The 24,756-nt window shown below is 74.4% G+C and carries 24 protein-coding genes, 2 tRNA genes and 7 pseudogenes; 12 read left to right on the top strand and 21 right to left on the bottom strand.

The window, feature by feature from the left end:
* Positions 1-119: 119 nt before the first annotated feature.
* The 5 genes and pseudogenes from G7075_RS22405 to G7075_RS03415 all read right to left on the bottom strand — a co-directional run.
* A pseudogene (locus G7075_RS22405) lies at positions 120-188 on the bottom strand (hypothetical protein); the annotation flags it as partial.
* An 80-nt stretch (positions 189-268) separates the two neighbouring features.
* Positions 269-649, bottom strand: coding sequence for a helicase-related protein (locus tag G7075_RS22400; RefSeq protein ID WP_371814267.1), 381 nt, complete (start codon positions 647-649; stop codon positions 269-271).
* Positions 646-2,151, bottom strand: a complete 1,506-nt coding sequence (locus G7075_RS03420) for an ATP-dependent DNA helicase RecG (RefSeq protein WP_371814165.1) — start codon at positions 2,149-2,151, stop codon at positions 646-648. The genes G7075_RS22400 and G7075_RS03420 overlap by 4 nt, the downstream gene beginning before the upstream one ends.
* Before the next feature lie 2 nt (positions 2,152-2,153).
* Positions 2,154-2,423: pseudogene (locus G7075_RS21945) on the bottom strand (dihydroxyacetone kinase); the annotation flags it as partial.
* Between the two features lie 122 nt (positions 2,424-2,545).
* Positions 2,546-3,712, bottom strand: a pseudogene (locus G7075_RS03415) (DAK2 domain-containing protein); the annotation flags it as partial.
* A gap of 252 nt (positions 3,713-3,964) precedes the next feature.
* On the opposite strand from G7075_RS03415, the gene rpmB reads away from it, so the two are divergent.
* Positions 3,965-4,159 carry a 50S ribosomal protein L28 gene (gene rpmB, locus G7075_RS03410; protein WP_166118878.1) on the top strand — a complete coding sequence of 65 codons (195 nt, stop codon included), beginning with the start codon at positions 3,965-3,967 and terminating at the stop codon, positions 4,157-4,159.
* 223 nt (positions 4,160-4,382) lie between these two features.
* Here the strand turns inward: rpmB and thiL are convergent, their stop codons facing one another.
* Positions 4,383-5,375 (bottom strand): thiamine-phosphate kinase, encoded by a 993-nt coding sequence (thiL, locus tag G7075_RS03405; protein WP_166118876.1) that lies wholly within the window; start codon positions 5,373-5,375, stop codon positions 4,383-4,385.
* A gap of 141 nt (positions 5,376-5,516) precedes the next feature.
* Between thiL and G7075_RS03400 the strand changes: the two genes are divergently transcribed.
* Entirely contained in the window at positions 5,517-5,750 is a 234-nt protein-coding gene (locus tag G7075_RS03400) for an Lrp/AsnC ligand binding domain-containing protein (protein ID WP_166118874.1), read from the top strand.
* 80 nt (positions 5,751-5,830) lie between these two features.
* On the top strand, positions 5,831-6,196 hold the full coding sequence (locus G7075_RS03395; RefSeq protein ID WP_240917859.1) for a DUF3515 family protein: 366 nt from the start codon (positions 5,831-5,833) through the stop codon (positions 6,194-6,196).
* Positions 6,197-6,325: 129 nt separating this feature from the next.
* Here G7075_RS03395 and G7075_RS03390 read toward each other — a convergent pair whose 3' ends face one another.
* Positions 6,326-6,553: a hypothetical protein gene (locus G7075_RS03390; RefSeq protein ID WP_166118869.1), complete on the bottom strand. Its 228-nt coding sequence runs from the start codon at positions 6,551-6,553 to the stop codon at positions 6,326-6,328.
* 45 nt (positions 6,554-6,598) lie between these two features.
* Positions 6,599-7,627, bottom strand: a complete 1,029-nt coding sequence (locus G7075_RS03385) for a D-alanine--D-alanine ligase family protein (protein ID WP_205860607.1) — start codon at positions 7,625-7,627, stop codon at positions 6,599-6,601.
* A 131-nt stretch (positions 7,628-7,758) separates the two neighbouring features.
* Between G7075_RS03385 and G7075_RS03380 the strand changes: the two are divergent.
* Positions 7,759-8,858, top strand: a pseudogene (locus G7075_RS03380) (PLP-dependent aspartate aminotransferase family protein).
* A 13-nt stretch (positions 8,859-8,871) separates the two neighbouring features.
* Here G7075_RS03380 and G7075_RS03375 read toward each other — a convergent pair.
* Together G7075_RS03375 and G7075_RS03370 are read right to left on the bottom strand one after the other, a co-directional pair.
* The gene (locus G7075_RS03375; RefSeq protein ID WP_166118864.1) at positions 8,872-9,870 is read right to left on the bottom strand and encodes an NAD(P)H-dependent glycerol-3-phosphate dehydrogenase; all 999 of its coding nucleotides are present in this window, start codon (positions 9,868-9,870) and stop codon (positions 8,872-8,874) included.
* Entirely contained in the window at positions 9,867-10,625 is a 759-nt protein-coding gene (locus tag G7075_RS03370) for a 1-acyl-sn-glycerol-3-phosphate acyltransferase (RefSeq protein WP_166118861.1), read from the bottom strand. Before G7075_RS03370 ends, G7075_RS03375 begins: the two co-directional genes overlap by 4 nt.
* Before the next feature lie 89 nt (positions 10,626-10,714).
* Between G7075_RS03370 and cofC the strand changes: the two genes are divergently transcribed.
* Positions 10,715-11,581 carry a 2-phospho-L-lactate guanylyltransferase gene (gene cofC, locus G7075_RS03365; RefSeq protein ID WP_166118859.1) on the top strand — a complete coding sequence of 289 codons (867 nt, stop codon included), beginning with the start codon at positions 10,715-10,717 and terminating at the stop codon, positions 11,579-11,581.
* Positions 11,582-11,607: 26 nt separating this feature from the next.
* Here the strand turns inward: cofC and G7075_RS03360 are convergent, their stop codons facing one another.
* The 3 genes and pseudogenes from G7075_RS03360 to leuC all read right to left on the bottom strand — a co-directional run bounded on the left by G7075_RS03360 (position 11,608) and on the right by leuC (position 14,592).
* A complete protein-coding gene (locus tag G7075_RS03360) occupies positions 11,608-12,312 on the bottom strand; it encodes an HU family DNA-binding protein (protein WP_166118857.1) in 705 nt (234 codons plus the stop codon).
* A gap of 272 nt (positions 12,313-12,584) precedes the next feature.
* On the bottom strand, positions 12,585-13,175 hold the full coding sequence (leuD, locus tag G7075_RS03355) for a 3-isopropylmalate dehydratase small subunit (protein ID WP_166118854.1): 591 nt from the start codon (positions 13,173-13,175) through the stop codon (positions 12,585-12,587).
* Positions 13,175-14,592, bottom strand: a pseudogene (gene leuC, locus G7075_RS03350) (3-isopropylmalate dehydratase large subunit). Before leuC ends, leuD begins: the two are co-directional and overlap by 1 nt.
* 155 nt (positions 14,593-14,747) lie before the next feature.
* Here leuC and G7075_RS03345 point away from each other — a divergent pair.
* A complete protein-coding gene (locus G7075_RS03345; protein ID WP_166118851.1) occupies positions 14,748-15,491 on the top strand; it encodes an IclR family transcriptional regulator in 744 nt (247 codons plus the stop codon).
* Between the two features lie 95 nt (positions 15,492-15,586).
* Entirely contained in the window at positions 15,587-15,925 is a 339-nt protein-coding gene (locus tag G7075_RS03340) for an NAD(P)-dependent oxidoreductase (RefSeq protein ID WP_166118848.1), read from the top strand.
* 22 nt (positions 15,926-15,947) lie between these two features.
* Here the strand turns inward: G7075_RS03340 and G7075_RS03335 are convergent, their stop codons facing one another.
* On the bottom strand, positions 15,948-16,457 hold the full coding sequence (locus G7075_RS03335; protein ID WP_166118846.1) for a monooxygenase family protein: 510 nt from the start codon (positions 16,455-16,457) through the stop codon (positions 15,948-15,950).
* A 63-nt stretch (positions 16,458-16,520) separates the two neighbouring features.
* Between G7075_RS03335 and G7075_RS22395 the strand changes: the two are divergent.
* Both G7075_RS22395 and G7075_RS20680 read left to right on the top strand, forming a co-directional pair.
* Positions 16,521-16,709 (top strand): annotated as a pseudogene (locus G7075_RS22395) (MerR family transcriptional regulator); the annotation flags it as partial.
* A 98-nt stretch (positions 16,710-16,807) separates the two neighbouring features.
* Positions 16,808-17,170, top strand: coding sequence for a hypothetical protein (locus G7075_RS20680; protein ID WP_240917858.1), 363 nt, complete (start codon positions 16,808-16,810; stop codon positions 17,168-17,170).
* A 55-nt stretch (positions 17,171-17,225) separates the two neighbouring features.
* Here the strand turns inward: G7075_RS20680 and G7075_RS03325 are convergent.
* The 4 genes and pseudogenes from G7075_RS03325 to gltX all read right to left on the bottom strand — a co-directional run bounded on the left by G7075_RS03325 (position 17,226) and on the right by gltX (position 19,865).
* Positions 17,226-17,298, bottom strand: a tRNA-Glu gene (locus G7075_RS03325).
* 104 nt (positions 17,299-17,402) lie between these two features.
* Positions 17,403-17,477 (bottom strand) — tRNA-Gln (locus tag G7075_RS03320).
* 59 nt (positions 17,478-17,536) lie between these two features.
* Positions 17,537-18,316, bottom strand: coding sequence for an HAD family hydrolase (locus G7075_RS03315; protein WP_166118841.1), 780 nt, complete (start codon positions 18,314-18,316; stop codon positions 17,537-17,539).
* Positions 18,313-19,865: pseudogene (gene gltX, locus G7075_RS03310) on the bottom strand (glutamate--tRNA ligase). Before gltX ends, G7075_RS03315 begins: the two are co-directional and overlap by 4 nt.
* A 101-nt stretch (positions 19,866-19,966) precedes the next feature.
* Between gltX and G7075_RS03305 the strand changes: the two are divergent.
* Positions 19,967-20,653, top strand: a complete 687-nt coding sequence (locus tag G7075_RS03305; protein WP_166118839.1) for a DUF2306 domain-containing protein — start codon at positions 19,967-19,969, stop codon at positions 20,651-20,653.
* Between the two features lie 25 nt (positions 20,654-20,678).
* Here the strand turns inward: G7075_RS03305 and G7075_RS03300 are convergent, their stop codons facing one another.
* On the bottom strand, positions 20,679-20,972 hold the full coding sequence (locus G7075_RS03300; RefSeq protein ID WP_166117772.1) for a hypothetical protein: 294 nt from the start codon (positions 20,970-20,972) through the stop codon (positions 20,679-20,681).
* Positions 20,973-21,140: 168 nt separating this feature from the next.
* On the opposite strand from G7075_RS03300, the gene G7075_RS03295 reads away from it, so the two are divergent.
* Entirely contained in the window at positions 21,141-21,866 is a 726-nt protein-coding gene (locus G7075_RS03295; protein ID WP_166118836.1) for a VOC family protein, read from the top strand.
* Between the two features lie 77 nt (positions 21,867-21,943).
* The gene (locus G7075_RS03290) at positions 21,944-22,402 is read left to right on the top strand and encodes an isoprenylcysteine carboxylmethyltransferase family protein (protein ID WP_166118834.1); all 459 of its coding nucleotides are present in this window, start codon (positions 21,944-21,946) and stop codon (positions 22,400-22,402) included.
* Between the two features lie 25 nt (positions 22,403-22,427).
* Here the strand turns inward: G7075_RS03290 and G7075_RS03285 are convergent, their stop codons facing one another.
* Both G7075_RS03285 and G7075_RS03280 read right to left on the bottom strand, forming a co-directional pair.
* Positions 22,428-23,198 carry a fumarylacetoacetate hydrolase family protein gene (locus G7075_RS03285; protein WP_166118831.1) on the bottom strand — a complete coding sequence of 257 codons (771 nt, stop codon included), beginning with the start codon at positions 23,196-23,198 and terminating at the stop codon, positions 22,428-22,430.
* A gap of 34 nt (positions 23,199-23,232) precedes the next feature.
* Positions 23,233-24,609, bottom strand: a complete 1,377-nt coding sequence (locus G7075_RS03280) for a PH domain-containing protein (protein WP_166118829.1) — start codon at positions 24,607-24,609, stop codon at positions 23,233-23,235.
* Between the last annotated feature and the right edge of the window lie 147 nt (positions 24,610-24,756).

Here is a 24,756-nt window from a genome sequence, read left to right as displayed (position 1 = left end):
TAGGCGGCCTGCTCGGCGTCGACCCGAGCCCGGACCGCCTCGGCGAGCACCGGGTGGTCGGCGAGGTCCGGGTCGGCGTCCACGATCGCGAAGGCGTCCTCGCGGGCCGCCTCGATGACGTCCTCGTGCTCGAGGATCCGGAGGAACTCCAGGTGCGTGCGGCGGCCGTGCTGGGCCGCCCCGAGGATGTCGCCCTCGCGGCGCTGGGAGAGGTCGAGGCGCGCGAGCTCGAAGCCGTCGGTGGTGCCGGCGACGGCCGCCAGCCGTGTCAGGGCGGGCTCGGCGTCGGTGCCGGTGACGAGGAGGCAGAGCCCGGGAAGCCACCGCGGCCAATGCGACCGCGCAGCTGGTGCAGCTGGCTGACGCCGAAGCGGTCGGCGTCCATGACCACCATGACGCTGGCGTTGGGCACGTCGACCCCGACCTCGACGACCGTGGTGGAGACGAGGACGTCGGTCTCACCGCGCTGGAAACGCCCCATCACCGCGTCCTTCTCCTCCGGCGGCATCCGGCCGTGCAGCACCTCGACGGACAGGCCTGCGAGAGAAGGCTCCTCGGCGAGCTCGGCGGACACCGCCGTGACGCTCTTGAGCGGCCTGGGCGGCACCGGCGCCTCGTCGCCCTCCGACTCGGCCTCGGTGGTGATCATCGCGCCCTCGTCGGCGGCGTCGTCGTCGCCGATCCGCGGGCAGACGACGTAGGCCTGCCGCCCCGCGCGCACCTCCTCGGCGATCCGGGCCCAGGTGCGCGCCATCCACCCGGCGCCTGCTCGGGCACGACGTGGGTGGTGATGGGCGCCCGGCCGGCGGGCAGCTCGCGCAGCGTCGAGGTCTCGAGGTCGCCGAAGACGGTCATCGCCACGGTGCGCGGGATGGGCGTGGCGGTCATGACCAGCACGTGCGGCGGAGTGGCGCCCTTGCCGCGCAACGCGTCCCGCTGCTCGACCCCGAAGCGGTGCTGCTCGTCGACGACGACGAGCGCGAGGTCGAGGAAGTCGACGTTCTCCTGGAGCAGGGCGTGTGTGCCGACGACGATGCCCGCGTCGCCGCTCACGACGTCGAGGAGGGCCCTGCGGCGCTCGGCGGTGGACTGGCTGCCGGTGAGCAGGACCACCCGGGTGGCCTGCTCGGCGCCGCCCAGCATCCCGCCCTCGGCGAGGTCGCCGAGCATCCGGGTGATGGTGCGCAGGTGCTGCGCGGCGAGCACCTCGGTGGGCGCGAGCAGCGCCGCCTGGCCGCCGGAGTCGACGGCTCGCAGCATCGCGCGCAGCGCGACGACCGTCTTGCCCGAGCCGACCTCGCCCTGGAGCAGCCGGTGCATCGGCAGCTCGCGCGACATCTCCTCCTCGATGGTCGCGCCGACCTCGAGCTGGCCGGCGGTGAGCGAGAACGGCAGCCGCTCGTCGAAGGCGGCGAGCAGCCCGTCGGGACGTCCGGGGCGGGCCCGGGTGGCGGTGCCCGCCGACGCGCGGCGGCGCTGGGCGAGGGTGGCCTGGAGGACGAACGCCTCCTCGTAGCGCAGCCGCTGCTGGGCGGCGGCCACCTGCTCGAGGGTGTCGGGGCCGTGGATGCCCCGCAGGGCGTCGGTGCGCGAGACGAGGTTCCGCCGCGTGCGCACCTCCTCGGGCAGGGCGTCGGGGACGTCGTCGAGGACGTCGAGCACCCGCCGCACCGACTCGGTGACCGTCCAGGTGTGCAGGGAGCCGACGGAGCGGTAGATCGGGATGAGGTCGCGCCGGTCGCCGGCGTCGAAGTCGTCGAGCATCGTGTAGCCCGGGTGGGTCAGCTGGTTGCGGCCGCGGTAGCTGCCGACCGTGCCGGCGAAGATGCCCCGGGCGCCGGGGACGAGGGCCCGCTCGTGGCCCCAGGCCTTGAAGAAGGTGATGTCGATGTCGTGGCGGCCGTCGGTGATGACCACCTCGAGCATCGTGCCGCGGCGCTTCTGCATCGGGCGGGTGTGCGCCGACTTCACCTCGGCGACGCCGACGAGGAACTCCCCCGGCGTCACCGCCCCGAGGTCGGCCTCCCGGCTGCGGTAGCGGCGCGGCCAGAAGGCCAGCAGGTCGCCGACCGTGTGGATGTCGCGGTGCTTGGCGAACTTGTCCGCGGCCGCGGCGATGATCGGCTTGAGCTTGCTGGCCTCGGTGGCCACGTTCACTCCACCCCGATGAGCAGCGGGTACACGGGCTGGCCGCCGTCGATGACGACGACCTCGACCTCCGGGCGCTCGCGGCCCAGGGCGCCCGAGATGCGCTCGGCAAGACCGGGGTCGGCGTCCTCGCCGGTGACGAGCGTGACCAGCTCGCCGCCGGCCGACAGCAGCCGCTCGAGGACGTCGCGCGCGGAGTCGGCGAGGTCGGAGCCGAGGAAGGCGACGTCTCCGTCGACGATGCCGAGGACGTCGCCGGGGTGGCAGACACCGGCCCAGGTGAGCGCCTCCTTGGTCGCGACGGTGACCGCGCCGTGGCGGGTCGAGACCGCGGCCCCGTCATCGCGACGACGTTGGCGTGGACGGTGCGCTCGGGGTCGAGGACGGCCAGGGCCGCGAGCGCCTGGACGGTGGTGCGGGCGGGGACGACGTGGACCTCGAGCCCGTCGCCGGCCGCCGCCTCGCGCGCGACCTCGGCCGCCATGAGGCCGTCGGGGTCGGCGGGCAGGACGACGACCGCCGAGGCGCCGGTGCGGCGGGCGGCGTCGAGCAGCTGGCTGGCCGAGATGCGCCGCCCGGGGCCGAACGGCACGGCGACCGCCCCCGCCTCCTGCAGCAGCGTGGCCACGCCGGGGCCCGACGCACCGGCGACGACCCCGACGGGGACGACCTCCTCGCGCGCGGCGACCTGGCTCGGCAGGTGGGTGATGCGGATGCGCTCGGGGCGACCGGCGGCGATGCCGGCCTCGACCGCGGCGCCGGCGTCGTCGACGTGCACGTGGACGTTCCACAGGTCGGGCCCACCGACGACGAGCAGGGAGTCGCCGAGCCGGTCCAGGGCCGTCGTCAGGGTCGCGACCGCCTCGCCGTCGGTGTCGGTGAGGAGGTACATCACCTCGAAGGCCGGGCCGTCGGTGGCGTCGTCGTCGGCCCCGGCGGCCGTCTGGCCGGCACCGGCGGCGGCGTGCCACTCGGGGCGGCCGAGGTCCTCGGCCGTGGTGAGGAGCCGGTCGTCGGAGGCGGTCCAGGCGCCGGTGACGACACGGTGCAGGGCCTCGAGGAGCAGGACGCACCCGGCGCCACCGGCGTCGACGACCCCGGCCCGGGCGAGCGCGGGGAGCTGTTCGGGGGTGCGGGCCAGCGCCGCGGTGGCGGCCTCGACGGCTGCCGCCGACACCTCGGCCAGCGCTCCGCCGGCGTCCCCCGCCGCGCGGGCCCCCGCGGCCGCGGCGTCGGCGACGGTGAGCATCGTCCCCTCCTGCGGGTGCGCGACGCTGGCCCGGGCCTTGGCGGCGCCGCGCTCGAGGCACTCGACGAGGAGGGCGGCGTCGACCTCGGCCGCCTCCTGCTCGACGACGACGTCGCAGAGGCCGCCGACGACCTGGCTGAGGATGACCCCGGAGTTGCCCCGCGCCGACATGAGGATGGCCCGGCGCAGCGTGCGGCACTCCTCGACGAGGTCGGCGGTCCCCAGCACCCCGCGGGCACCGTGCGTCGCGACGACGTCGTCGATGGCGCCGTCGAGGGTGAGGTAGAGGTTGGTGCCCGTGTCGCCGTCGGGCACCGGGAAGACGTTGAGCTCGTCGATCTCGGTACGGCGCGCGGCGAGCGCCGCCCGGGTGAGGAGGGCCCAGTGCCGGGCGTCGTCGGCGGTGAACACGTCTGGCACGAGGTCAGGGTAACGGGGACCCCCGTCGCCACCGCGGAGCCGTTTTGGTGCGGCGGGTGACGCTCGGCTACGCTTGCCCGGTTGGGCGTGCGCCACCGAGCGCTGCGCCGACGGACCACTCGACCAGTACTGCACAGGAGATCACCCGTGGCTGCCACCTGCGACGTCTGCGGCAAGGGCCCCGGTTTCGGGCACAACATCTCGCACTCGCACCGCCGCACCAAGCGCCGCTGGAACCCGAACATCCAGCGGGTCAAGGCTCTGGTCGGCGAGGCCGGTGTGACCCCGAAGCGGCTCAATGTCTGCACCTCGTGCCTCAAGGCCGGCAAGGTCAAGCGCTGACCCGGACCTGACGCACCCCGGAACGGGCGGCCTCCCTCGTGGAGGCCGCCCGTTCCGCACGTCCGGGGGTCGTCCGTAGCTCCGCACGTCCGGGCCATCCGCGGCCGAGCCCCGTCGGACCGTGTGCGGCATCCGCCGACCAGAGGCGGCGACATCCCCCAGGCTCCCGGCGAGATGCGCGGCTGCGCCCCCGGTCGCACCCGGACCCCCGGAGCGGGGCAGGTCAGCCGGCGAAGTGGTCCCAGCCGCGGGCATCCGGCACAACCCCGTCGACGGTGACCCGCGGCCCGGCCGGCCCGACCTCGCCGACCCGCCCGATGACGACCCACGGCTCCCCCGCGAGCGCCTCCAGCCGCGTCCCCGCCGGGAAGCAGCCCACGAGCGAGTGCTCCTCGCCCCCGGCCAGCACCTGGCGCAGGGCCTCGGTCGTGCCGAGCGCAGCGGTGAGCGCCCCGGCCGCGAAGCGCTCGCGCAGCACCCGGCCGTCGAGGTCGACGGCGACCCCGGACGCCCGGGCGACCCGGCCGAGGTCGGTGACCAGCCCGTCGGACACGTCGACGAGCGCCGTGGCGCCCGCGTCGGAGGCCACCGGCCCGGACTCCCAGGGCGGCCTCGGCGCGAGGTGGGCCCGCACGAGCGGGTCGTCGCCGGGCAGCGCCCCGGCCTGCAGGAGCGCCAGTCCCGCCCCGGAGCGCCCCAGCGAGCCGCATACGGCGACGAGGTCCCCCACCTGCGCCCCGGACCGCAGCACCGGCCGGCGTCCGCGCAGGTCACCGAGCGCCGTGACGGTGACGACGAGCACCCCTGCCGGCCCGGACGACAGGTCACCGCCGACCACCGGCGCCCCCGCCTGAGCGGCCACCGAGGCGATGCCGCGAGCCAGGTCGAGGGCCCACGAGACCTCGGTGTCCGGGTCGGCGACGAGCGAGACGAGCAGTGCCGTGGGCTCGGCGCCCATCGCCGCGACGTCGGCGAGGTTCTGGACGGCGACCTTGACGCCGACGTCGTGCCCGCTCGACCAGTCGTCGCGCCAGTCGCGACCACGGACCATCCCGTCGGTCGTGGCGACGACCGAGCCCGAGGGGGCGCCGACGACGGCCGCGTCGTCACCCGGCCCGACCGGCACCGACCCCCAGGCGCGCGGGACCGCGGTGTCGTAGAGCGGGAACAGCCGGGTGAGCAGCCGCGACTCGTCGAGATCGCGCAGGCGTTCCATCGCTCCTCCTCCCCGGGCTTCCCCGCGGTGTCGTCCGGACCACCGGCACGGTAGCGTCTGCCGTGCACCCCTCCCCACCAGGAGGGGGTGCACCGGCGGAGTCACCGACGACCCGTCGACCCGACGACAAGGTGGAGAGCAGTGGTCCAGGCCTACATCCTGATCCAGACCGACGTCGGTCGCGCTGCGGCCGTGGCCGCGACGATCGCCGACATCGAGGGCGTGGTCCTCGCCGAGGACGTCACCGGCCCCTACGACGTCATCGCGCGTGTCGAGGCCTCCACGGTCGACGAGCTGGGCAAGCTCGTCATCTCCCGGATCCAGGACACCGAGGGCATCACCCGGACGCTCACGTGCACGGTGGTCCACGTCTGACCCCCCTCCGACTCCGCCCGACGGCGGCAGCGCTCGGCGTTGCCGCCGTCGTGCTGTCGGGATGCTCCTCGGCCGTCGAGGTGTCCGTCCCGGGTGGCGGCGACGCCCCCGCCTGCGCGTCGGCCGCGTGGCCGCGCACGGTCAGCGGGATGGAGCGCCGCGACACCTCCCCCAACGACGCCGCCGTCGCGGCGTGGGGTGACCCGGCCGTCGTCGCGCGCTGCGGTGTGGCCGCGCTCGGGCCCACTGACACCGAGTGCGTCGACGTCGACGGCGTCGGCTGGATCCCGCAGGAGCTCTCGGACGGCACGCGGTTCACCTCGTTCGGCACCGACCCTGCCGTCGAGGTGCTCGTGCCCAGCGACTACGACCCCGCGCCGTTGCTCCTGCCGGCGTTCGGGGCGATCGCGAAGTCGCTGCCCCGCAACGGCCTCCAGTGCCGCTGACCGAGGTTCCGACCACGGCCACAGCGACCGGCAGAAGGCCGATCCCGTACCCCCGGCACGCATGCCAGGCACCCGGTCGCCCGGCCCTGCCTGTCCGTCCGCTCGGCGCCGTCCGTCCCCGGTCCCTCCTCAGCGGTCGGCTGATGGTGGCTGCGCCGGTCGGCCGCAGTAGGAGATCTCTCTCCCGGCCCTCATCGCCACATCTCGCTCGGCCCGCCACCTGTCGGTCCCGAAGTCACTGCTGCGGTGGGCGAACATGAGCAGCCCCTCGTAGAAGTACGGCGCGTCGGGCGACTCCGCGGCCTCGCGCAGGGACGGGCAGACCCGCGCCGAGACGGCCGGCGAAACCGGGGTCATGGCACCGGTTTCGCCGGGGACCGGACCGCGGCCACCGACGCCGCGTCAGCGCAGGCCGGTGCGACGTTCCAGCGCCAGGGCGACGAGCTCGTCGATGAGCTGGGGGTAGGTGACCCCGGTCGCGGCCCACATTCGCGGGTACATCGAGCTCGGCGTGAAGCCGGGCATCGTGTTCACCTCGTTGACGAGCACGTCGCCGCCGTCGGTGAGGAAGAAGTCGACCCGGGCCAGGCCCTCGCACCCCGCGGCCTCGAACGCCGTCGCCGCCATCGACCGGATCCGCTCCGCCACGAGGGTCGGCACGTCGGCCGGGGCCTCGAGCCGCACGTCGTCGGCCGCGAGGTACTTGGCCTCGAAGTCGTAGAACTCGTGGTTCTGCACGACGACGCACTCCCCCAGCTCGCTCGTGCGCGGGGCGTCGGTGCCGTGGCCCTCGAGGACGCCGCACTCGATCTCGCGCCCGGCGATGCCCTGCTCGACGACGACCTTCGGGTCGTGCTCGCGCGCGGCCTCGACCGCCGCCTCCAGCCCGTCCATCGACGCGACCTTGCTGATGCCCATGCTCGACCCGGCGCGGGCCGGCTTGACGAACACGGGGAAGCTCAGCGCGCCGACGGCCTCCATCGCGGCGGCCGGGTCACGGCGCCACTCGCGGTCGGTGATGACGACGTACGGCCCGATGGGCAGACCGGCGGCGGCGAGCACGGTCTTCATCATCGCCTTGTCCATCATCACGGCCGACGCGGTGACGCCCGACCCGACGTAACGGACGTCGGCGAGGTCGAGCAGCCCCTGGATGGTGCCGTCCTCGCCGAACGGGCCGTGCAGGAGCGGGAAGACGACGTCGACCTCACCGAGGGTGCGCGGCGGCTGCCCGGCCTCGTGGACGACGAGCGTGCGGTCGGTGGCCGAGGTGGGAACGATGACGCTGGCCGCGGCGCCGTCGACCTCCGGGGAGTGCCCGGGTGCGAGGCGCAGCGGCTCGGGGTCGTCGGCGGCGAGCACCCAGTGGCCGTCCTTGGCGATGCCCACGGGGACCACGTCGTAGCGGTCGCGGTCGAGGGCCTCCAGCACCGAGGCGGCGGTGGCGCACGAGACGGCGTGCTCGGACGATCGGCCCCGAAGACGAGGGCGACGCGGATCTTGTCGGCGGCGTTTCGGTCGGTCATCGCACGCGACTCTAGCCGCCCCTACGCTGGTGGCTCGTGACCGACCTCCCCGCCGACGGACCCGAGGAACTCGCCCCTGCCACCCGGCTCGTGGCGCTCGGACGCGAGCCGGCGACGCCCGGCGCCCAGGTCGGCGCACCCCTGGTCCTCACCTCGACCTACCACGCCGACGGTGAGGTCAGCTACGGCCGGGGGGCAACCCGACGTGGACGGCGCTCGAGACCGCGCTCGGCGACCTCGAGGGCGGCGACGCGCTCGTCCTCGCCTCCGGGATGGCCGCGGTCTCGGCCGCCTTCTCGCTCCTGCCCCACGGCGGCACCGTCGTCGTCCCGGACGCCGCGTACAACGGCGTGATGGCCACCGTCGCCGACCTCGAGGCCGCCGGCGCCGCGACCGTGCGCCGCGTCGACCTCACCGACACCGCGGCCGTCGTGGCCGCCCTCCCCGGTGCCGACCTGCTGTGGCTCGAGTCCCCGACGAACCCGCTGCTCGAGGTGGCCGACCTGCCCACCCTCACCGCGGCGGCCCGCGAGCACGGGGTGCTGAGCGTCGTCGACAACACGTTCGCCACGCCGCTGCTGCAGCGGCCGCTGGCCGACGGCGCCGACGTCGTCGTCCACTCGGTCACCAAGTACCTCGCCGGCCACAGCGACGTCCTGCTCGGGGCGGTCGTCACCGGACGCACCGACGCCGGTCGCGCGCTGCACGCACGCCTGTACCGGCACCGGCAGCTGCAGGGCGGCATCCCCGGTCCGATGGAGGCCTGGCTGGCGCTGCGCGGGATGCGCACCCTCCACCTGCGGCTCGAGCGGGCCTGCGCGAACGCCGCCGAGCTCGCCGCGCGCCTCGAGAGCCACCCGGCCGTGCAGCGCGTGCGCTACCCGGACCTCGGGGCCATCGTCAGCATCGAGGTCGCGGGCGGGCGCGAGGGCGCCGAGCGGGTGGCCGCGGCGACGCGCCTCTGGGTGCACGCGACGAGCCTCGGAGGGGTCGAGAGCCTGCTGGAGCGGCGCCGGCGCCAGCCGAACGAGCCGGCCAAGGTCCCCGAGGAGCTGCTGCGCCTCTCGGTCGGCGTCGAGGACGTCGAGGACCTCTGGCGCGACCTGTCCTCGGCCCTCGACCACGCCGCCGACTGAGCCCGGCAGGGTCTCAGTCGGTCTCGGCCTTCCGCGGACGGCTGAGCAGCGCCGCGACGACCTCCTGGGCCGTCCGGCCGTGCCGGATCATCGCGTCGACCTGCTCGATGATCGGCACGTCGACCCCGTGCGCGCTCGCGAGGTCGAGGATGGAGGTGCACGACTTGACGCCCTCGGCGGTCTGCCGGGTCACCGCGACGACCTCGTCGACGGCCATCCCCTGGCCCAGCCGCACCCCGAAGGAGTGGTTGCGCGACAACGGGGACATGCACGTGGCGATGAGGTCGCCGACCCCCGCGAGCCCCGCGAAGGTCACGGCGTCGCCCCCGACCGCGGTGCCGAGGCGCATCGTCTCGGCGAGGCCGCGGGTGATGATCGAGGCCTTGGAGTTGTCGCCCATCCCGAGCCCCTCGGCCATGCCGACGGCCAGCGCGATGACGTTCTTCACCGCGCCGGCGATCTCGGTGCCGACGACATCGGTGCCGGTGTACGGGCGGAAGTACGGTGCGGCACAGGCTGCGGCGACCCGCTCGGCCATGTGCTCGCTGCGCGACGCGACGACCGACGCCGCGGGCTGCTTGGCGGCGATCTCGCGCGCGAGGTTCGGCCCGGACACGACGACGACGCGCTCGTCCTCGACGCCGCCGACCTCGGCGATGACCTCCGACATCCGCTTCGTCGTGCCGAGCTCGACACCCTTCATGAGCGAGACGACGGCGGCGTCGTGCGGCAGCACCGACCCCCACGCGCCGAGGTTGTCCCGCAACGTCTGCGAGGGGACGGCGAGGACGACGACGTCGGCCCCCTCGGCCGCCTCGGCGGGGTCGGTGGTGGCCCGCACGGTGGAGGGCAGCCGCAGCTCGGGGAGGTAGTCCTCGTTGACCCCGGCGTTGACCTGGGCGACCACCTCCTCACGGCGGCCCCACATGGTGACGGGGGTGCCGGCGTCGGCGAGGACGGCCGCGAACGCGGTGCCCCAGCTGCCGGTCCCGTAGACGGCGGCGCGGCTCACGAGGCCTCCTCGAGGGGTCGGGGTCGACCGGTGGGCGTGATGCCCGCCCGGCGCGGGTCGAAGCGGGTGCTCGGGGCGCGCTCGCCCCGCAGCACCTCGAGCTCGGCGGTGATGCCGGCCATGATCCGCGCCGTGGCCTCGGCGAGGACCTCGGCGGAGACGGGGCGGCCGTAGAGGTCGTCGAGGGGCACCGGGGCGCCGGCGCGCACGTGCATCACCTTCCGCGGGAAGAGGCGCGGACGCCTCGCGTACGGCGGCAGCATCTGCTCCGGACCCCACACCGCGACGGGGACCACCGGGCAGCGCGTCTCGAGGGCGACCCGAGCGGCACCGGTCTTGCCGCGCATCGGCCAGAGGTCGGGGTCGCGGGTCAGGGTGCCCTCGGGGTAGATCGCGACGCACTTGTCGGCCCGCACGGCGGCGACGGCGGCTCGGTAGGCGTCGGCCGCGCGCCCCGACTCGCGGTACACGGGGATCTGGTCGGCGGAGCGCAGCACCCAGCCCACGAACGGCACCCGGAAGACCTCGTTCTTGCCGAGGAAGCGCGGCGAGAGACCCTGGTCGACGAGGAAGTGCGCGAAGGCGAGCGGGTCGACGTGCGAGACGTGGTTGGGGCAGACCACCCAGCCGCCCTCGGTGGGCAGGTGCTCGACACCCGACCAGTCGCGCCGGGTCAGGGCCCGGAAGAGCGGGCGGAGGACCGCGATGGCGAACCGGTAGCCGACGGGACGGCTGTTGTCCGTGGGGGTGCTCACCTGGGGCCTTCCGTGCGGGGGGTCACCGCATTGTGGTCCGCGGCCGGGGTGATGTCGAGCGTGCCACGTCGGCCTGTCAGGATCGTGGGATGGGCACACTCCCGGACCACGCGATCGTCGTCCCCGTCAAGGGTGGCCCGCTCGCCAAGTCGCGCCTCGACCTGCCCGACGGGGCGCGTCGCACGCTCGCCGAGGCCTTCGCCCGCGACACCCTCGCCGCCGCGAGCAGCGCACTGCCCGAGGCGCTCGTGCTCGTCGTGACCTCGGACCCCGGGGTGCGCCTCGGGGTCACGACCGACGGGTTCCGGGTGGTCGCCGACCCGGGCGGGGGGCTCGACGCCGCCGTCGCCGCCGGGTTCGCGGCCGCCACGGCGCTCGGCGCCGAGAGCGCCAGCGTCCTGCTCGCCGACCACCCCGCCCTGCGTCCCGAGGAGCTGCTCGCGGCGCTCACCGCCGCGCGGGGCCGGGGGCCGGTGCTCGTCCCGGACGCCGAGGGCACCGGGACGGCCCTGCTGCACCTGCCGCTCGTCGACGACACCGGCCAGCCGGTCGCCGTCCCGCGCACCCGGTTCGGGCCGGGCAGTGCCGCTGCGCACGAGGCGCTGGGCTGGGAGCGGCTCGAGGTGCACGCCCCGGGGCTGCGCGCCGACGTCGACGACCCGGCCTCGTTCGCGGACGCCATCGGGTTGGGGGTCGGCTCCCACACCCGCCGCGCCCTGGCCCGCGCTACCCTGCCGGGCGTGCAGGCGACGATCCACCGGGTACCCGGCGACGAGGGCGGCAGCGCCCTGCTCGACGACGGGCGCGTGGTCGCGGTGCCGGTGGCGGCGCTGGTCGACAGCGGCCTGCTGCACCTGCGGGTCGGCCAGCGCGTGAGCCTCGAGCTCGACGACGCGGGCACCGCGGCGACCCGGGTGTGGATCGTCGGGATCGGGCCGGGCGAGACCATCCGCTGAGGGAGGCCCCGCCCGGCCCGTCCGGGTCAGCGCTTCGCGGCCTTCTTGGCCGGCGCCTTCTTGGCGGGAGCCTTCTTGGCCGGGGCCTTCTTCGCCGCGGTCTTCGCCGGCGCCTTCTTGGCGGGGGCCTTCTTCGCCGGTGCCGCCTTGGTCGCGACCTTCTTGGCGGGCGCCTTCTTCGCCGGTGCCGCCTTCGTGGCGACCTTCTTGGCGGCCGTCTTCGCGGGGGCGGCCTTCGTGGCCACCTTCTTGGCGGCGGTCTTCGCCGGCGCCGCGGCCTTGGTGGCCGTCTTCTTCGCGGCCGTCTTCGCCGTCGTGGCCTTCTTGGCGGCGGCCTTCTTGGCCGGCGCCGCCTTGGTGGCCGTCTTCTTCGCCGCGGTCTTCGCGGCCGGCGCGGCGGGGGCGGCCGAGCCGGCGCTGGCCCGACCCGTGGCCGGGGCGGCCTTGGGGAGGCTGCTCGGCTTCTTCGTGAAGGCCTTGAACGCCGTGCCGGGGCGGAAGCGCGGGGACTTGCTCTTGGGGATGCGCACCGAGGTGCCGGTGTGCGGGTTGCGGCCCGTGCGGGCGGCGCGCTCGGCGCGGTCGAAGGTGCCGAAGCCGGTGATGGCCACCTTCCCGCCGCGGACTACCTCGCGGACGATCGTGTCGAGGACCGTCTCGAGGGCGTCGTTCGCGGCCTTGCGGTTCCCGAGGGTCTTCTCGAGCTCCTTGATGAGGTCTGCCTTGTTCACGTGGTTCCTCCATCGATGGGGCGCCGGCCTGACGCCCGGCGGTGGTGACGTGACGGCCGGAAGCACCGACCTTGGAACTGACGGTATGCCTGCGTGACAGGGACGTCCACAACTCTCTCGGCGTGTTCCGGTTGCGCGAGAGACGGTTTGGCCGAGCCGCTCGTCACATCCGTCCCATCAGCACCACAGGTCGGGGCGGTCGGCGAACCCCCGGAGGCCGCCACGAGACACCATCCGGTCCGCGGGAAGCGCTCTCCCGCACCAGTTCTCCGTCAGGAGGTGACGGCCGGCTTCCACGAGGGGCGCGACGCCTCGTAGGCCGTGATGTCCGGCTCGTGCCGCAGCGAGAGGCTGATGTCGTCGTGGCCCTCGAGCAGGCGCCAGCGCGTGTAGTCGTCGACCTCGAAGCTCGCCGTGAGGTCGCCGGCGGTGACGGTGCGCGACTCGAGGTCGACGGTCACCGACGTCCCCGGCTCGTTCTCGAGCAGCTTCCAGAGCAGCTCGACGTCGTCCTGGGTGCACTGCGCGGTGAGCAGCCCCTGCTTGCCGCTGTTGCCGCGGAAGATGTCGGCGAAGCGCGACGAGATCACCACGCGGAAGCCGTAGTTCATCAGGGCCCACACCGCGTGCTCGCGCGAGGAGCCGGTGCCGAAGTCGGGTCCGGCGACGAGGACCGACCCCGCGGCGAAGGTCGGGTCGTTGAGGACGAAGGTCTCGTCGCCCCGCCAGGCGGCGAACAGCCCGTCCTCGAAGCCGGTGCGCGTGACCCGCTTGAGGTAGACCGCCGGGATGATCTGGTCGGTGTCGACGTTGCTGCGCCGCAGCGGGACCCCGATGCCGGTGTGCGTCGTGAACTTCTCCATCAGACGGTCTCCTCCACGCGGGCGGGCTCGAGGTCGGCCGGGCTCGACAGGGTGCCGCGCACCGCCGTGGCCGCGGCGACGAGGGGGCTGACGAGGTGCGTGCGACCGCCCTTGCCCTGCCGTCCCTCGAAGTTGCGGTTCGAGGTCGACGCGCTGCGCTCCCCCGGCGCGAGCTGGTCGGGGTTCATCCCGAGGCACATCGAGCAGCCTGGCAGGCGCCACTCGGCCCCGGCCTCGGTGAAGACGCGGTCGAGGCCCTCGCCCTCGGCCTGGAGGCGCACCCGCGCCGAGCCGGGGACGACGAGCATCCGGACGCCGTCGGCGACCCGGCGGCCCTTGATGACCTCGGCGGCGGCGCGCAGGTCCTCGATGCGCCCGTTGGTGCACGAGCCGACGAACACGGTGTCGACTTGGACCTCGCGCAACGGGGTCCCGGCCGTCAGGCCCATGTACTCGAGGGCGCGCTGGGCCGCGACCTTGTCGTTGTCGTCGCCCAGCGTCTCGGGGTCGGGCACGGCCTCGCCGAGCGGGCTGCCCTGGCCGGGGTTGGTGCCCCAGGTGACGAAGGGGGTGAGGGTCGCGGCGTCGAGGACGACCTCGGCGTCGAACTCGGCGTCGTCGTCGCTGCGCAGCTCGCTCCACGCGGCGACGGCGGCGTCCCAGTCGGCGCCGGTGGGCGCGTGGTCGCGGCCCTTCAGGTACTCGAACGTCGTCTCGTCGGGGCGATCATGCCGGCCCGGGCTCCGGCCTCGATCGACATGTTGCACACCGTCATCCGCGCCTCCATCGAGAAGGCGCGGATGGCGCTGCCGCGGTACTCGAGGACGTACCCCTGCCCGCCGCCGGTGCCGATCTTGGCGATGACCGCGAGGACGACGTCCTTGGCCGTGACGCCGGGCTGCAGCTCACCCTCGACCGTGACGGCCATCGTGCGGAACGGCTTGAGCGGCAGGGTCTGCGTGGCGAGCACGTGCTCCACCTCGGAGGTGCCGATGCCGAAGGCCAGCGCGCCGAAGGCGCCGTGGGTGGAGGTGTGGCTGTCGCCGCAGACGATGGTCGCGCCCGGCTGGGTGAGCCCGAGCTGCGGGCCGACGACGTGGACGATGCCCTGCTCGGCGTCGCCCATCGGGTAGATCGTGACGCCGAACTCCTCGCAGTTCCGGCGCAGCGTCTCGACCTGGGTGCGGCTCACGGGGTCGGTGATGGGGCCCGGTGTCGTCGGGACGTTGTGGTCCTCGGTGGCGAGGGTGAGGTCGGGACGTCGCACCGGGCGGCCGGCAAGGCGCAGCCCGTCGAAGGCCTGCGGGCTGGTCACCTCGTGGAGCAGGTGGAGGTCGATGTAGAGCAGGTCCGGCTCGCCCTCGCCGCGACGGACGACGTGCTGCTCCCAGACCTTCTCGGCCAGCGTTCCGGCCATCTCTCACACCTTCCGAGGAGGGCCGCGAGACGGCGGCCCGGACGACTGCTTCACGGGCGACCCGCGCCGGAGCGCCGTCGCCGTCCTCCCGAGATTCGCACGGGCACACCCCCGATGGACTTGCGTCTCAGGCAATGAGACGTCAATATCAATGCATGGACAACAGCAGTGGGGTCGGCGTCCTCGACAAGGCGGCCATCGTCCTGTCCGCCCTCGAGGCCGGCCCGTCGACGCTCGCCCAGCTCGTCACCGCCACCGGCCTGGCCCGCCCGACGGCCCACCGACTCGCGGTCGCGCTCGAGCACCACCGGCTCGTGACGCGCGACCTCCAGGGGCGGTTCGTGCTCGGCCCGCGCCTCGGCGAGCTCGCCGCCGCCGCGGGCGAGGACCGCCTGCTCGCCGCCGCCGGCCCGGTGCTCGGCGCCCTGCGCGACCACACGAACGAGTCGGCCCAGCTGTTCCGCCGCCAGGGCGAGTACCGCGTCTGCGTCTCGGCCGCCGAGCGCCCGGTCGGCCTGCGCGACTCCATCCCGATCGGCGCGACGCTCTCGATGCGCGCGGGGTCGGCGGCGCAGATCCTCCTGGCCTGGGAGGAGCCCGACCGGCTGCACCGCGGCCTCCAGGGAGCGGCGTTCACCGCCACCGCCCTCTCCGGCGTCCGTCGCCGCGGGTGGGCCCAGAGCGTCGGCGAGCGCGAGCCGGGCGTCGCCTCGGTCTCGGCGCCCGTGCGCTCCCCCTCCGGCCGGGTCATCGCCGCCGTGTCGATCTCCGGTCCCATCGAGCGGCTGTCCCGCCAGCCGGGGCGCCTGCACGCCGCCACCGTGATGGCCGGCGCCAACAAGCTGACCGAGGTCCTCACCCGGCACGCGGCCCAGCAGGACGCGCAGAACAACGTCTGACGCCCCCTCGGCGCAACACGATCGCAACACGCCGCGGCGGCAGCGGCAACATCGGCGGGGCAGCCTCGGAGGCACCCGCCGACCGAGGAGCCGCCGTGACCACGACGCCCGCGCAGCGCATCGCCCGCGACCGCACCCGCGTGCTCGCCTTCCCGCGCCCCGACCGGCCGGCCGTCGTCGTCGGCGGCGGACCGGTGGCTGCGCGCCGGGCCGCGGCCCTCACCCGGGCGCACACCCCCGTCGTCGTCTTCGCGCCCGCCCTGTGCGACGACGCCTTCGACCTGCTCGCCGAGCGGCTGGTCACGTGGGAGAACCGCTGGCCCACCGTCGCCGACCTGCGCTCGGCCTGGCTGGTGCACGCCGCCACCGGCGACGCCCGGCTCGACGCCCGGGTGTGCGCCCTGGCGACGACCGCGCGCACGCGGGTGGCCTGACGAGCGGTCGCGCCGGTCGGCGTCAGTCGGCGTCGGCCGGTAGCGCCGCACCCATCCGCTGGCGTGCGCTCTCGCCGCGCCGCCGCACCGGGATGACACCGGCGACCGAGGCCAGCCCGAACGGCTTGGGCCCCGAGTAGATGCTCTCGGCGCCGTGGTCGGCGAGCGAGTAGGTCTCGTGCCAGATGGTGACCGCCGACGGGTCGTCCTTGGCGACCTTGTAGAACTCCGTCCACGCCGGCCGGTGCGTGTGGTCGGCGGCGTTGGCGTAGGCGTAGAGCTGCTCGGTGCTGCTCCAGTACTGGATCATCGTCGTCGCCATGAGGTGCACCGTCGAGCGGCTGCCGAGGTAGCCCAGCGACTCCTCCTCGCCACGGGCCGCCGCCGCCTTGTTGCGCTCGAGCTCGGTGATCATCCGCGGCATGGCCGCGCCGGCCTGCTGGACGATCCGCCACTTCCACGGCTTGTGGACCCGCAGGCCGATGAGGAAGACGGTGAGGGGGCCGTCGTACGCGTGGGTGACCCGGTCCATGGTGGCTCCTGACTGGATAGTGCAACTGTCTGGTGGCACCATGGTGGACAGTGGCACTATCCGGTGTCAAGGGCCCCGGCCCACCGAGTCGACGGACAGGCAGGAGCGAGGGTGCGGATCTCCCAGCTGGCGGAGCGGACCGGTGTCCCCGTGCACACCCTGAAGTTCTACCTGCGCGAACGGGTCCTGCCCCCGGGTCGCGCGACGAGCCGCACCTCGGCCGAGTACGGCGAGGAGCACGTCGAGCGGGTCCGGCTCGTCCGGGCCCTCATCGAGCACGGTGGCGTGGCGGTCGCCGCGGTGCGCCGCATCGTCGGCGTCCTCGAGTCCCCTCCCCCTCGACCCACGAGGTGCTCGGCACGGCCCACTCCACGCTGGCCGGCGAGGAGGCCGGTGCCGGCGCGTCCGCGGAGGTCCTGGCCCTGCTCGCCGAGCTCGGCTGGTGCACCTGGCCGACGGGCCCGTTCGCCGCCGAGCTGAGCCGGGCGGTCGAGGCCGCCCGCGCCGCCGGCGCCCCGCTGACCCCCGAGGCCCTGCGGCGGTACGCCGAGGCGATGCGCGCGGTCGCCGAGGTCGACGTCGACCTCGCGCTCGGGGCCCGCGACCCCGCCGAGGCGATGCACACGGTCGTCGTCGGCACGGTGATGGTCGACCCGGTGCTGCTCGCCCTGCGGCGGGTGGCCCAGGAGGCCGCGAGCGCCGACCGCGCCTGACGCGCACCGGACACGACGAAGGCCCGGTCCTGGTGGACCGGGCCTTCGACCGATGTAGCCCCGACGGGATTCGAACCCGCGCTACCGCCTTGAGAGGGCGGCGTGCTAGGCCACTACACAACGGGGCCGTGGCGGCTGTCCGGACCGCGCAGCGGCGGCTCGGGCAACGGGAGAGAACCTTACCGAACGGGAGGGCTTTCTCCGAAATCGCCCCGGGCGGACCCGGGGGCGATGGCTGGGGTACCAGGACTCGAACCTAGAACGGATGAACCAGAATCACCAGTGTTGCCAATTACACCATACCCCATGGGGTATGCCGACCGATGTCCCGCGAGGGGCCGTCGAGCGGCGAACCGAGACGTGATGCTACCGGCCCCGCTCCCCCGGCCCAAATCGCACGGTGTCCGGTCCCGCGAGGGCGAGCACGTCGGTCAGCGAGCCGACGACGGGGATCTTGCGGGCCTCGACGAGGCGCAGCGAGCGCTCGTCCGGGAGGCCGTCGCGCACCAGCCAGGCGGCCGACAGCCCGGCGTCGGCGGCACCGAGCGGGTCGGTCGCCACCTCGTCCCCGACGTACAGCGTCAGGGCGGGCTCGGACCCCAGCCGGCGGCAGGCCTCGTGGAAGGCCCGGGCGTCGGGCTTGCCGAAGCCCAGGGTGTCGCGGCTGCAGACGACGTCGAAGAGGTCGTCGAGCCGGGCGGCGGCGAGCTTGGCCCGCGTGTACTCGCCCGAGGAGTTCGTGAGGACGCCGACCGCCAGCCCGGCGGCCCGCAGCGCCGCGACCGCGGGCCGCACGTCGTCGAAGGCGGTCATCGAGGCGAGGAAGGTCGGCTCGTAGCGGTCCTCGAAGTCGTCCCACCAGTCGCCGTCGGCGGGCTGGTCGAGCCAGGCCGCGAGCTCGGCGAGCCGGGCCCGGCGCATCTCGTCGAACTCGATCTCGCCCCGCGTGTAGGCCGAGAAGTGGCCCTCGGGGTCGTCACGGAAGCGCACCCCGGCCACGGCGAGCCGGTCGGGGTCGGCGTCCGGCCAGAGCGCGGCGGCCGCCGCGGCGCCGGCGGTGTGCATCGCCGAGCGGGTGTCGTAGAGGGTGTCGTCGGCGTCGAGGAGGACGGCCTCCACACCGAGGCCGAGCGCGTCCGCCGTCACAGGGTGGCGCGCAGGGTCGAGAGGCGGGTGAGCGTCGCGCCCTTGCCGAGGATCTCCATCGACTCGAAGAGCGGCGGGCTGACCCGGCGCCCCGAGACGGCGGTGCGCAGCGGCCCGAAGGCGAACTTGGGCTTGAGCCCGAGCCCCTCGACGAGCGCCGTCCGCAGCGCGGCCTCGATGGCCTCGGCCCGCCACGTCGGCTCGGAGCCGAGCACGCCCTCGTGCTCGTCGGGCAGGTCCCCGAGGGCGGCCAGCGCCGCGTCGAGCGTGGCACCGGCGTCCTCGCCGAGCTGGGCCCGGGCGTCGTCGGCGACCTCGACCGCGTCGTCGGCGACGTAGAACGGCCCGACGAGCTCGGCGGCCTCGGTGAGGTGGGCCATCCGCGTCTGGATGAGGGCGGCGACCTGCTCGAGGCGGGCCAGCTCGCCGAGCGACGGGTTCGGCCCGAGCACCTCGGCGCGCTGGAGGTAGGGCAGCAGGCGCGAGGTGAGGTCGGCGAGCGCGAGCTCGCGGATGTGGACGCCGTTGAGCCAGTCGAGCTTCTTGAGGTCGAAGATCGGCCCGACCGGGTTGACGTCGGCCCAGTCGAAGCGCTGCGCGAACTCCTCGAAGGTGAAGACCTCGACGTCGTTGCCGTCGGCGTCCTGGGCCGGCGGGTAGGCCAGCAGCCCGAGGAAGTTGACGAGCGCCTCGGGGAGGTAGCCCTCCTCCTCGAACCACGTGAGCCGGGCCTCGGGGTTCTTGCGCTTGCTGATCTTGGACTTGTTCGTGTTGCGCAGCAACGGCATGTGCGCGAACTTCGGCGGCTCGAGCCCGAGCCAGCGGTAGAGCAGGACGTGCTTGGGGGTCGAGGAGACCCACTCCTCGCCGCGCACGACGTGGGTGATGCCCATCTCGTGGTCGTCGACGACGACGGCGAGGTGGTAGGTCGGGAACCCGTCGGCCTTGAGGATGACCTGGTCGTCGGGGCGCGGGGCCGAGAGCCGACCGCGGATGACGTCGTCGAACTCGAGCTCGACGTCGTCGGGCACGAGCATCCGCACGACGGGGGTCTCGGAGAAGCCCGGCAGCGCGCGGCGCTCGTCCTCGGTCTTCCCGACGCACAGCCGGTCGTAGCCGGTGGGCTGCTTGAGGCGCTGCTGCTCGGCGCGCATCTCGGCGAGCCGCTCGGTGGAGCACCAGCAGTGGTAGGCGTGCCCGTCGGCGAGCAGCCGCTCGACGTACGGCGCGTAGGTGGTGAGCCGCTCGCTCTGCCGGTACGGCGCGCACGGGCCGCCGATGTCCGGGCCCTCGTCCCAGGTGAGGCCGAGCCAGCGGAGGGTGTCGAAGACCTGCTGCTCGGAGCCCTCGACGAGCCGGGCGCGGTCGGTGTCCTCGATGCGCAGGAGGAACCGGCCCCCTGCTGGCGCGCGAAGGCGAGGTTGAAGAGGGACATGTACGCGGTACCGACGTGCGGGTCGCCGGTCGGGGACGGGGCGACGCGCAGCCGCACCGGGCCGGGGAGGTCGCCGGCCGGGCTCGCGGGGGTCGTGGGGGTCTGCTCGCTCATGGTCGGACCAGCGTAGTGCCGGGCGTCCCGGCGGTCGTGGCCGCCGGGTCCGTCCGGCGCCGGGCCGGTCGTCGTCGCCTGCTCTTTGCGAGACTGACCTGATGGTTCAGACGGCGGGGGACGCGGCCGGGCGAGTACGGGGCCGGAGGATGGGCGTCGCCATCGCGGTGCTGACGACGATCGTGCTCGTCTTCGTCGCGCGACGCATCGCCACCGACTGGCCGCACATCCTCGACGGCTCCGTGCCCGACGACGACCTGGCCGAGAAGTACGTCGCCCACCCCTGGCTCGCCTACGGGCACATGGTGCCCGGCGTCGTGTACCTGCTCGGTGCCCCGCTCCAGCTGTCGCTGCGGTTCCGAACCCGGCACTACACGCTGCACCGAGGGCTCGGCCGGGTGCTGCTCGGGTGTGCCTTGGTCACGGGCGTCCTCGCGGTCGTCCTCGGCTTCGTCGTCGCGTGGGGCGGTAGCGCCGAGTCCTCCGCCACCGCCGTCTTCTGCTCCTGGTTCCTCGTCGCGCTCGTCCGGGCGTTCGTCGCGATCCGCGCCGGCCGGGTCGCCGAGCACCGCCGGTGGATGGTGCGCGCCTACGCGGTGGGCCTCGGCATCGCGACGATCCGGCTCTGGGTGGGGCTCTTCACCGGCATCCAGCTCGGCCTGCTCGGGATGGGCGACGAGACGATGCCGGCGCGCAGCACCTTCGGCATCGCCTTCTGGCTCGGGCTCGGGACGCACGTGGCCGTCGGCGAGTGGTGGCTGCGTCGCACCCCCGACCTCGACGGTTGAGCGCCGACGACCGCCGGAGTCGCCGTCAGGCGTCGTCGGGCCGCGCCTCGTGCACGCGCGGCGACCCCTCGCCCTCGTGACCCTTGACGTCGTCGATCTCGTCGACGAGCCGGTCGCGCTCGGCGTCGCCGACCTGCACGCCGGCCTCGTCGAGGCCGTCGTCCAGCTGCTCCTCGATGGTCTCCTTCTCGGCGCTGTACTCCCAGGTCGTGACCTCGTCGACGACGTTCTGTGCGGCCTCGGTCGCCGCCTCGTCGGCCTCGCCCGCGGTGGTCTCGCCCGCGGTGGGCTCGCCGGCGGTGGGTTCGGTGTCGGACATCGCTGCTCCATCCTCTGCGCGCGGGCGCGCGCGGTCGACCTCGACCTGCCCGGTGGCGAGCCGGCGCAAACGCCGAGGGGTGCCGACCGAAACCCTGTTGCCCTGGCCGGGGTCGCTGCCTAGCGTGTCGACGGGGGCGCCGAGGCCCTCCCCGACGGGAGTGATGACGTGGCCGTCCGACTCGACGCCCTGACCGTCGACGCGCAGGACCCCGCCGGGCTGGCGCGGTTCTGGGGCGGGCTGCTCGGGTGGGACGCCGTCGACGACCCGCACGCCGACGCCGCCCTCGAGCCGACCGACGACACACCGTTCCGGATGCGGTTCCTGCACAACGACATCCCCAAGTCGACGCAGAACCGGGTGCACGTCGAGGTGACCAGCGAGACGCCCGAGCACCAGGCGGACACGGTGGCCCGGGTGCTCGGGCTCGGGGGCCGTCACGTCGACGTCGGCCAGCGGCCCGAGGAGACCCACGTCGTGCTCGCCGACCCCGAGGGCAACGAGCTGTGCGTCCTCGCGGCCGGCAACTCCTTCCTCGCGGAGTGCGGGTTCTTCGGCGACCTCGCCTGCGACGGGACGCACGCCGTCGGGGTCTTCTGGGCCGAGGCGCTCGGCTGGCCGCTGGTGTGGGACGAGGGCGAGGAGACCGCCGTCCGGTCACCGACGGGTGGTCCCAAGATCGCGTGGGGCGGCCCGCCCCTCATGCCGACGACCGGCCGCGACAGGCTGCGCTTCGACGTGGCCGTCGACGGGTCCGGGGCGGACGCCGTGGCCGAGGTCGAGCGGCTCGAGGGCCTGGGTGCCCGTCGGCTGACGGAGGGCCCGGAGGCGGACGGGTCGTGGCGCGTCGCGGACGTCGACGGCACCGAGTTCCGGCTGCTCGCCACCCGCTGAAGGACGCTTGCCTGCCCGCCGACGGGACCGACGCCGGACGCCTTGTCCCCGAGCGGCAGACAGCGGACCATGGCCGGATGGACGCCCCGGCCTACCGCATCTGGCCCCCCGTCGCGCTCGGGGTGCCGCTGCTCCTCGGCGTCGTCCTCTCGGCCACACCCGGCGACCCGTTCGAGCTCGCGCCCGGACCGAGCCGCCTCGTCGGCACGGTCCTCCTCGTCGCGTTCGCCGTGTGGAACGGCTGGGCCCTGCTGCTCATGGGTCGGCACCGCACGGCCCTGCTGCCCGGCGGCGCCACGACGACCATCCTCGACTCCGGCCCCTTCCGGGTGAGCCGCAACCCCCTCTACGTCGGTCTCGTCGCGCTGGACGCCGCCCTGGCCCTGCTCGCGGGGTCGACGTGGGCGCTGCTGCTCGTGCCCGTCGGCGTCGCCGCGCTGCTGTGGGGCGCGAACCTGCCCGAGGAGCGGTACCTGACCACCGTCTTCGGCCAGGAGTACGAGTCCTACCGCGCCCGCGTCCGACGCTGGCTGTAGTCGTCGGGGCGGTGCCCGAGCCCGGTCAGGGCGCGACGACGGGGTTGGTCAGCGTGCCGATGCCCTCGACCTCGACCTCGACCCGCTGCCCCGCGACCATCGGGCCGACCCCGGCCGGCGTGCCGGTGAGGATGACGTCGCCCGGCAGCAGGGTGAAGGCCTTCGACGCGAACGACACGAGCGCGCCGACGCCGTGCACCATGTCGGCCGTCGTGCCGTCCTGCACGACCTCGCCGTCGAGGCGGGTGACGAGCGAGAGGCCCGAGACGTCGAGGTCGGTCTCGATCCACGGCCCGAGCGGGCAGAAGGTGTCGAAGCCCTTGGCCCGGGCCCACTGGCCGTCCGAGCGCTGGAGGTCGCGGGCGGTGACGTCGTTGGCGACGGTGTAGCCGAAGACGACGGCGGCGGCGTCCTCGGGCTCGACGTCCTTGCAGACCCGGCCGATGACGACGGCCAGCTCGCCCTCGTAGTGCACCTCGGAGGACTGCGGCGGGTAGACCACGGGGTCACCGGGCCCGATGACGGCGGTGTTCGGCACGAGGAACATCAGCGGCTCGGCCGGGACCTCGGTGCCCATCTCGGCGGCGTGGTCGGCGTAGTTGCGACCGATGCCGATGACCTTGCTGCGCGGGATGACCGGCGCGAGCAGCCGCACGTCCTCGACGAGGTGGGTCGCCCCGGTCAGCTCGATCCGCTGGTAGAGCGGGTCGCCGGTGACCTCGGCGATCTTCTCGCCGGCCCCGTCGACCAGCCCGTACACGGGGTCGTCCCCGGTGGTGAACCTCGCGATGCGCATGGTCCGAGGCTAGTGCCCCGGTCCGGACGTGCGCTCAGCCGCCCTCGCCGCGACGGCCGCGGGAGTCCTCGTCGACGAGCCGGTTGATGAGCTGCTGCACGTCGTCGCTGTCGGGCACGTTGACGAGGTCCTCGTCGGGGCTGTCCCCGGCGGACTCGATGTGCAGCGACCCCGCGCCGATGACCCGGTCGAGCAGGGTCTGGCGGAAGCTGACGTCGGTGATCTTGGCGAGGGTGATGTCCTTGCCGGACTTCGTGAGGACGCCGCGGCGCACCATCACGCGGTGCGTCGTGATGACGTAGTGGGTGGCCCGCCAGCGCACGTACGGCACGAGCACGAAGAGCAGCAGCACGAGCACCGCCGCGCCGAGCACGACCCAGAGCAGGACGGTGCCGACCGACCCGTCCGGAAGCACGAGCAGGGCGATGACCGCGGCGGCCACGACGACGACACCGACCACCGTCGGCAGCAGCACGGTGAACCAGTGCGGGTGGAGGTGGCGCACGACCTTCTCGTCCTGCGCGAGCACGTTCTCGGGGAAGCTCACGGCGCCAGCGTAGGGCCGGGGGGCCCGGGGCGTGAGGAGGCCACGACGACGGGCCCCGTCGCTCGAGGGGTCCGCGGGTCCGGCGGGGTCAGCGCACGCCGGCCCTGCTCGCCGCGTCGGCCAGGACCCGACCGACGACGGCCGCCCCCTCGTCGGTGAGGTGGATGTCGAACGCGGTGCAGATGTAGGTGAGCGAGCAGACCTGGGCGACGTTCTTCGGCACCTCGCGGCCGTTGAAGGTCGTCGGGGTGTCGTCGTCGAGCGCGAAGGCCTTGTCGAGCGAGACGAACCGGGCCCCGACCCCTTCACCGCGCCGGAGATCGCCGCGTCGAGGTCGGTGAACGCCTTGGTCGCGACCTTCAGCTGGGCCTGCCCGGCGCCGAGGTACTTCGCCGCGAGCCACGGGTTGTAGTAGCCGAGGACCAGCACCGGCACGTCGGGCCCGGCCGCGGCACGCAGCCGGGACAGGATCTTCGGGAGGTTGTCGTCGACCGTGCCGAGCCCGGTGGCGGCGCACTTCGCGTCGACCCGCAGGCGGGCGGCACACCGCAGCAGGTCGTTGCCGCCGATGTCGACGGTCACCAGCCGCACGTCGGCACGCCGCTCGCGCAGCAGCTTCTCGGCCTCGGCGACCTGGGTCTTCTCCGGGTAGGTGCACTTGCCGCCCGCGAGGAACGTGCCGGTCGTCTCGCCACTGCAGGCGAGGTTGGCGACACCGAGCGCGTCGCCGCCCGAGCCGAGCCGGGCCGCGGCCAGCGCGGGGTAGGCACTGTCACGCAGCTCGGCACCGCCGGGCTGGTAGCCGGCGGCCAGCGAGTCGCCGAGGGCGACGTAGAGCGGACCGTCGGGCACCGTCGTCGGCACCGGACGCGAGCCCTCACCCGACGCCGAGGCCGACTCCGACGGGGTGGGCGACGCGGACGGGCTGGGCGCCGCGGACGACGGGCTCGCGGCCCCGGTCGACGGGTCGTCCGAGCCCCGCCGCAGGCGGTGAGGGCGAGCACGACCGCG

Source organism: Phycicoccus sp. HDW14, from assembly GCF_011383005.1.
GTDB lineage: Bacteria > Actinomycetota > Actinomycetes > Actinomycetales > Dermatophilaceae > Phycicoccus.
Note: the sequence above shows the minus strand (reverse complement) of the source record. Positions and strands in the feature narration are given on the sequence as shown.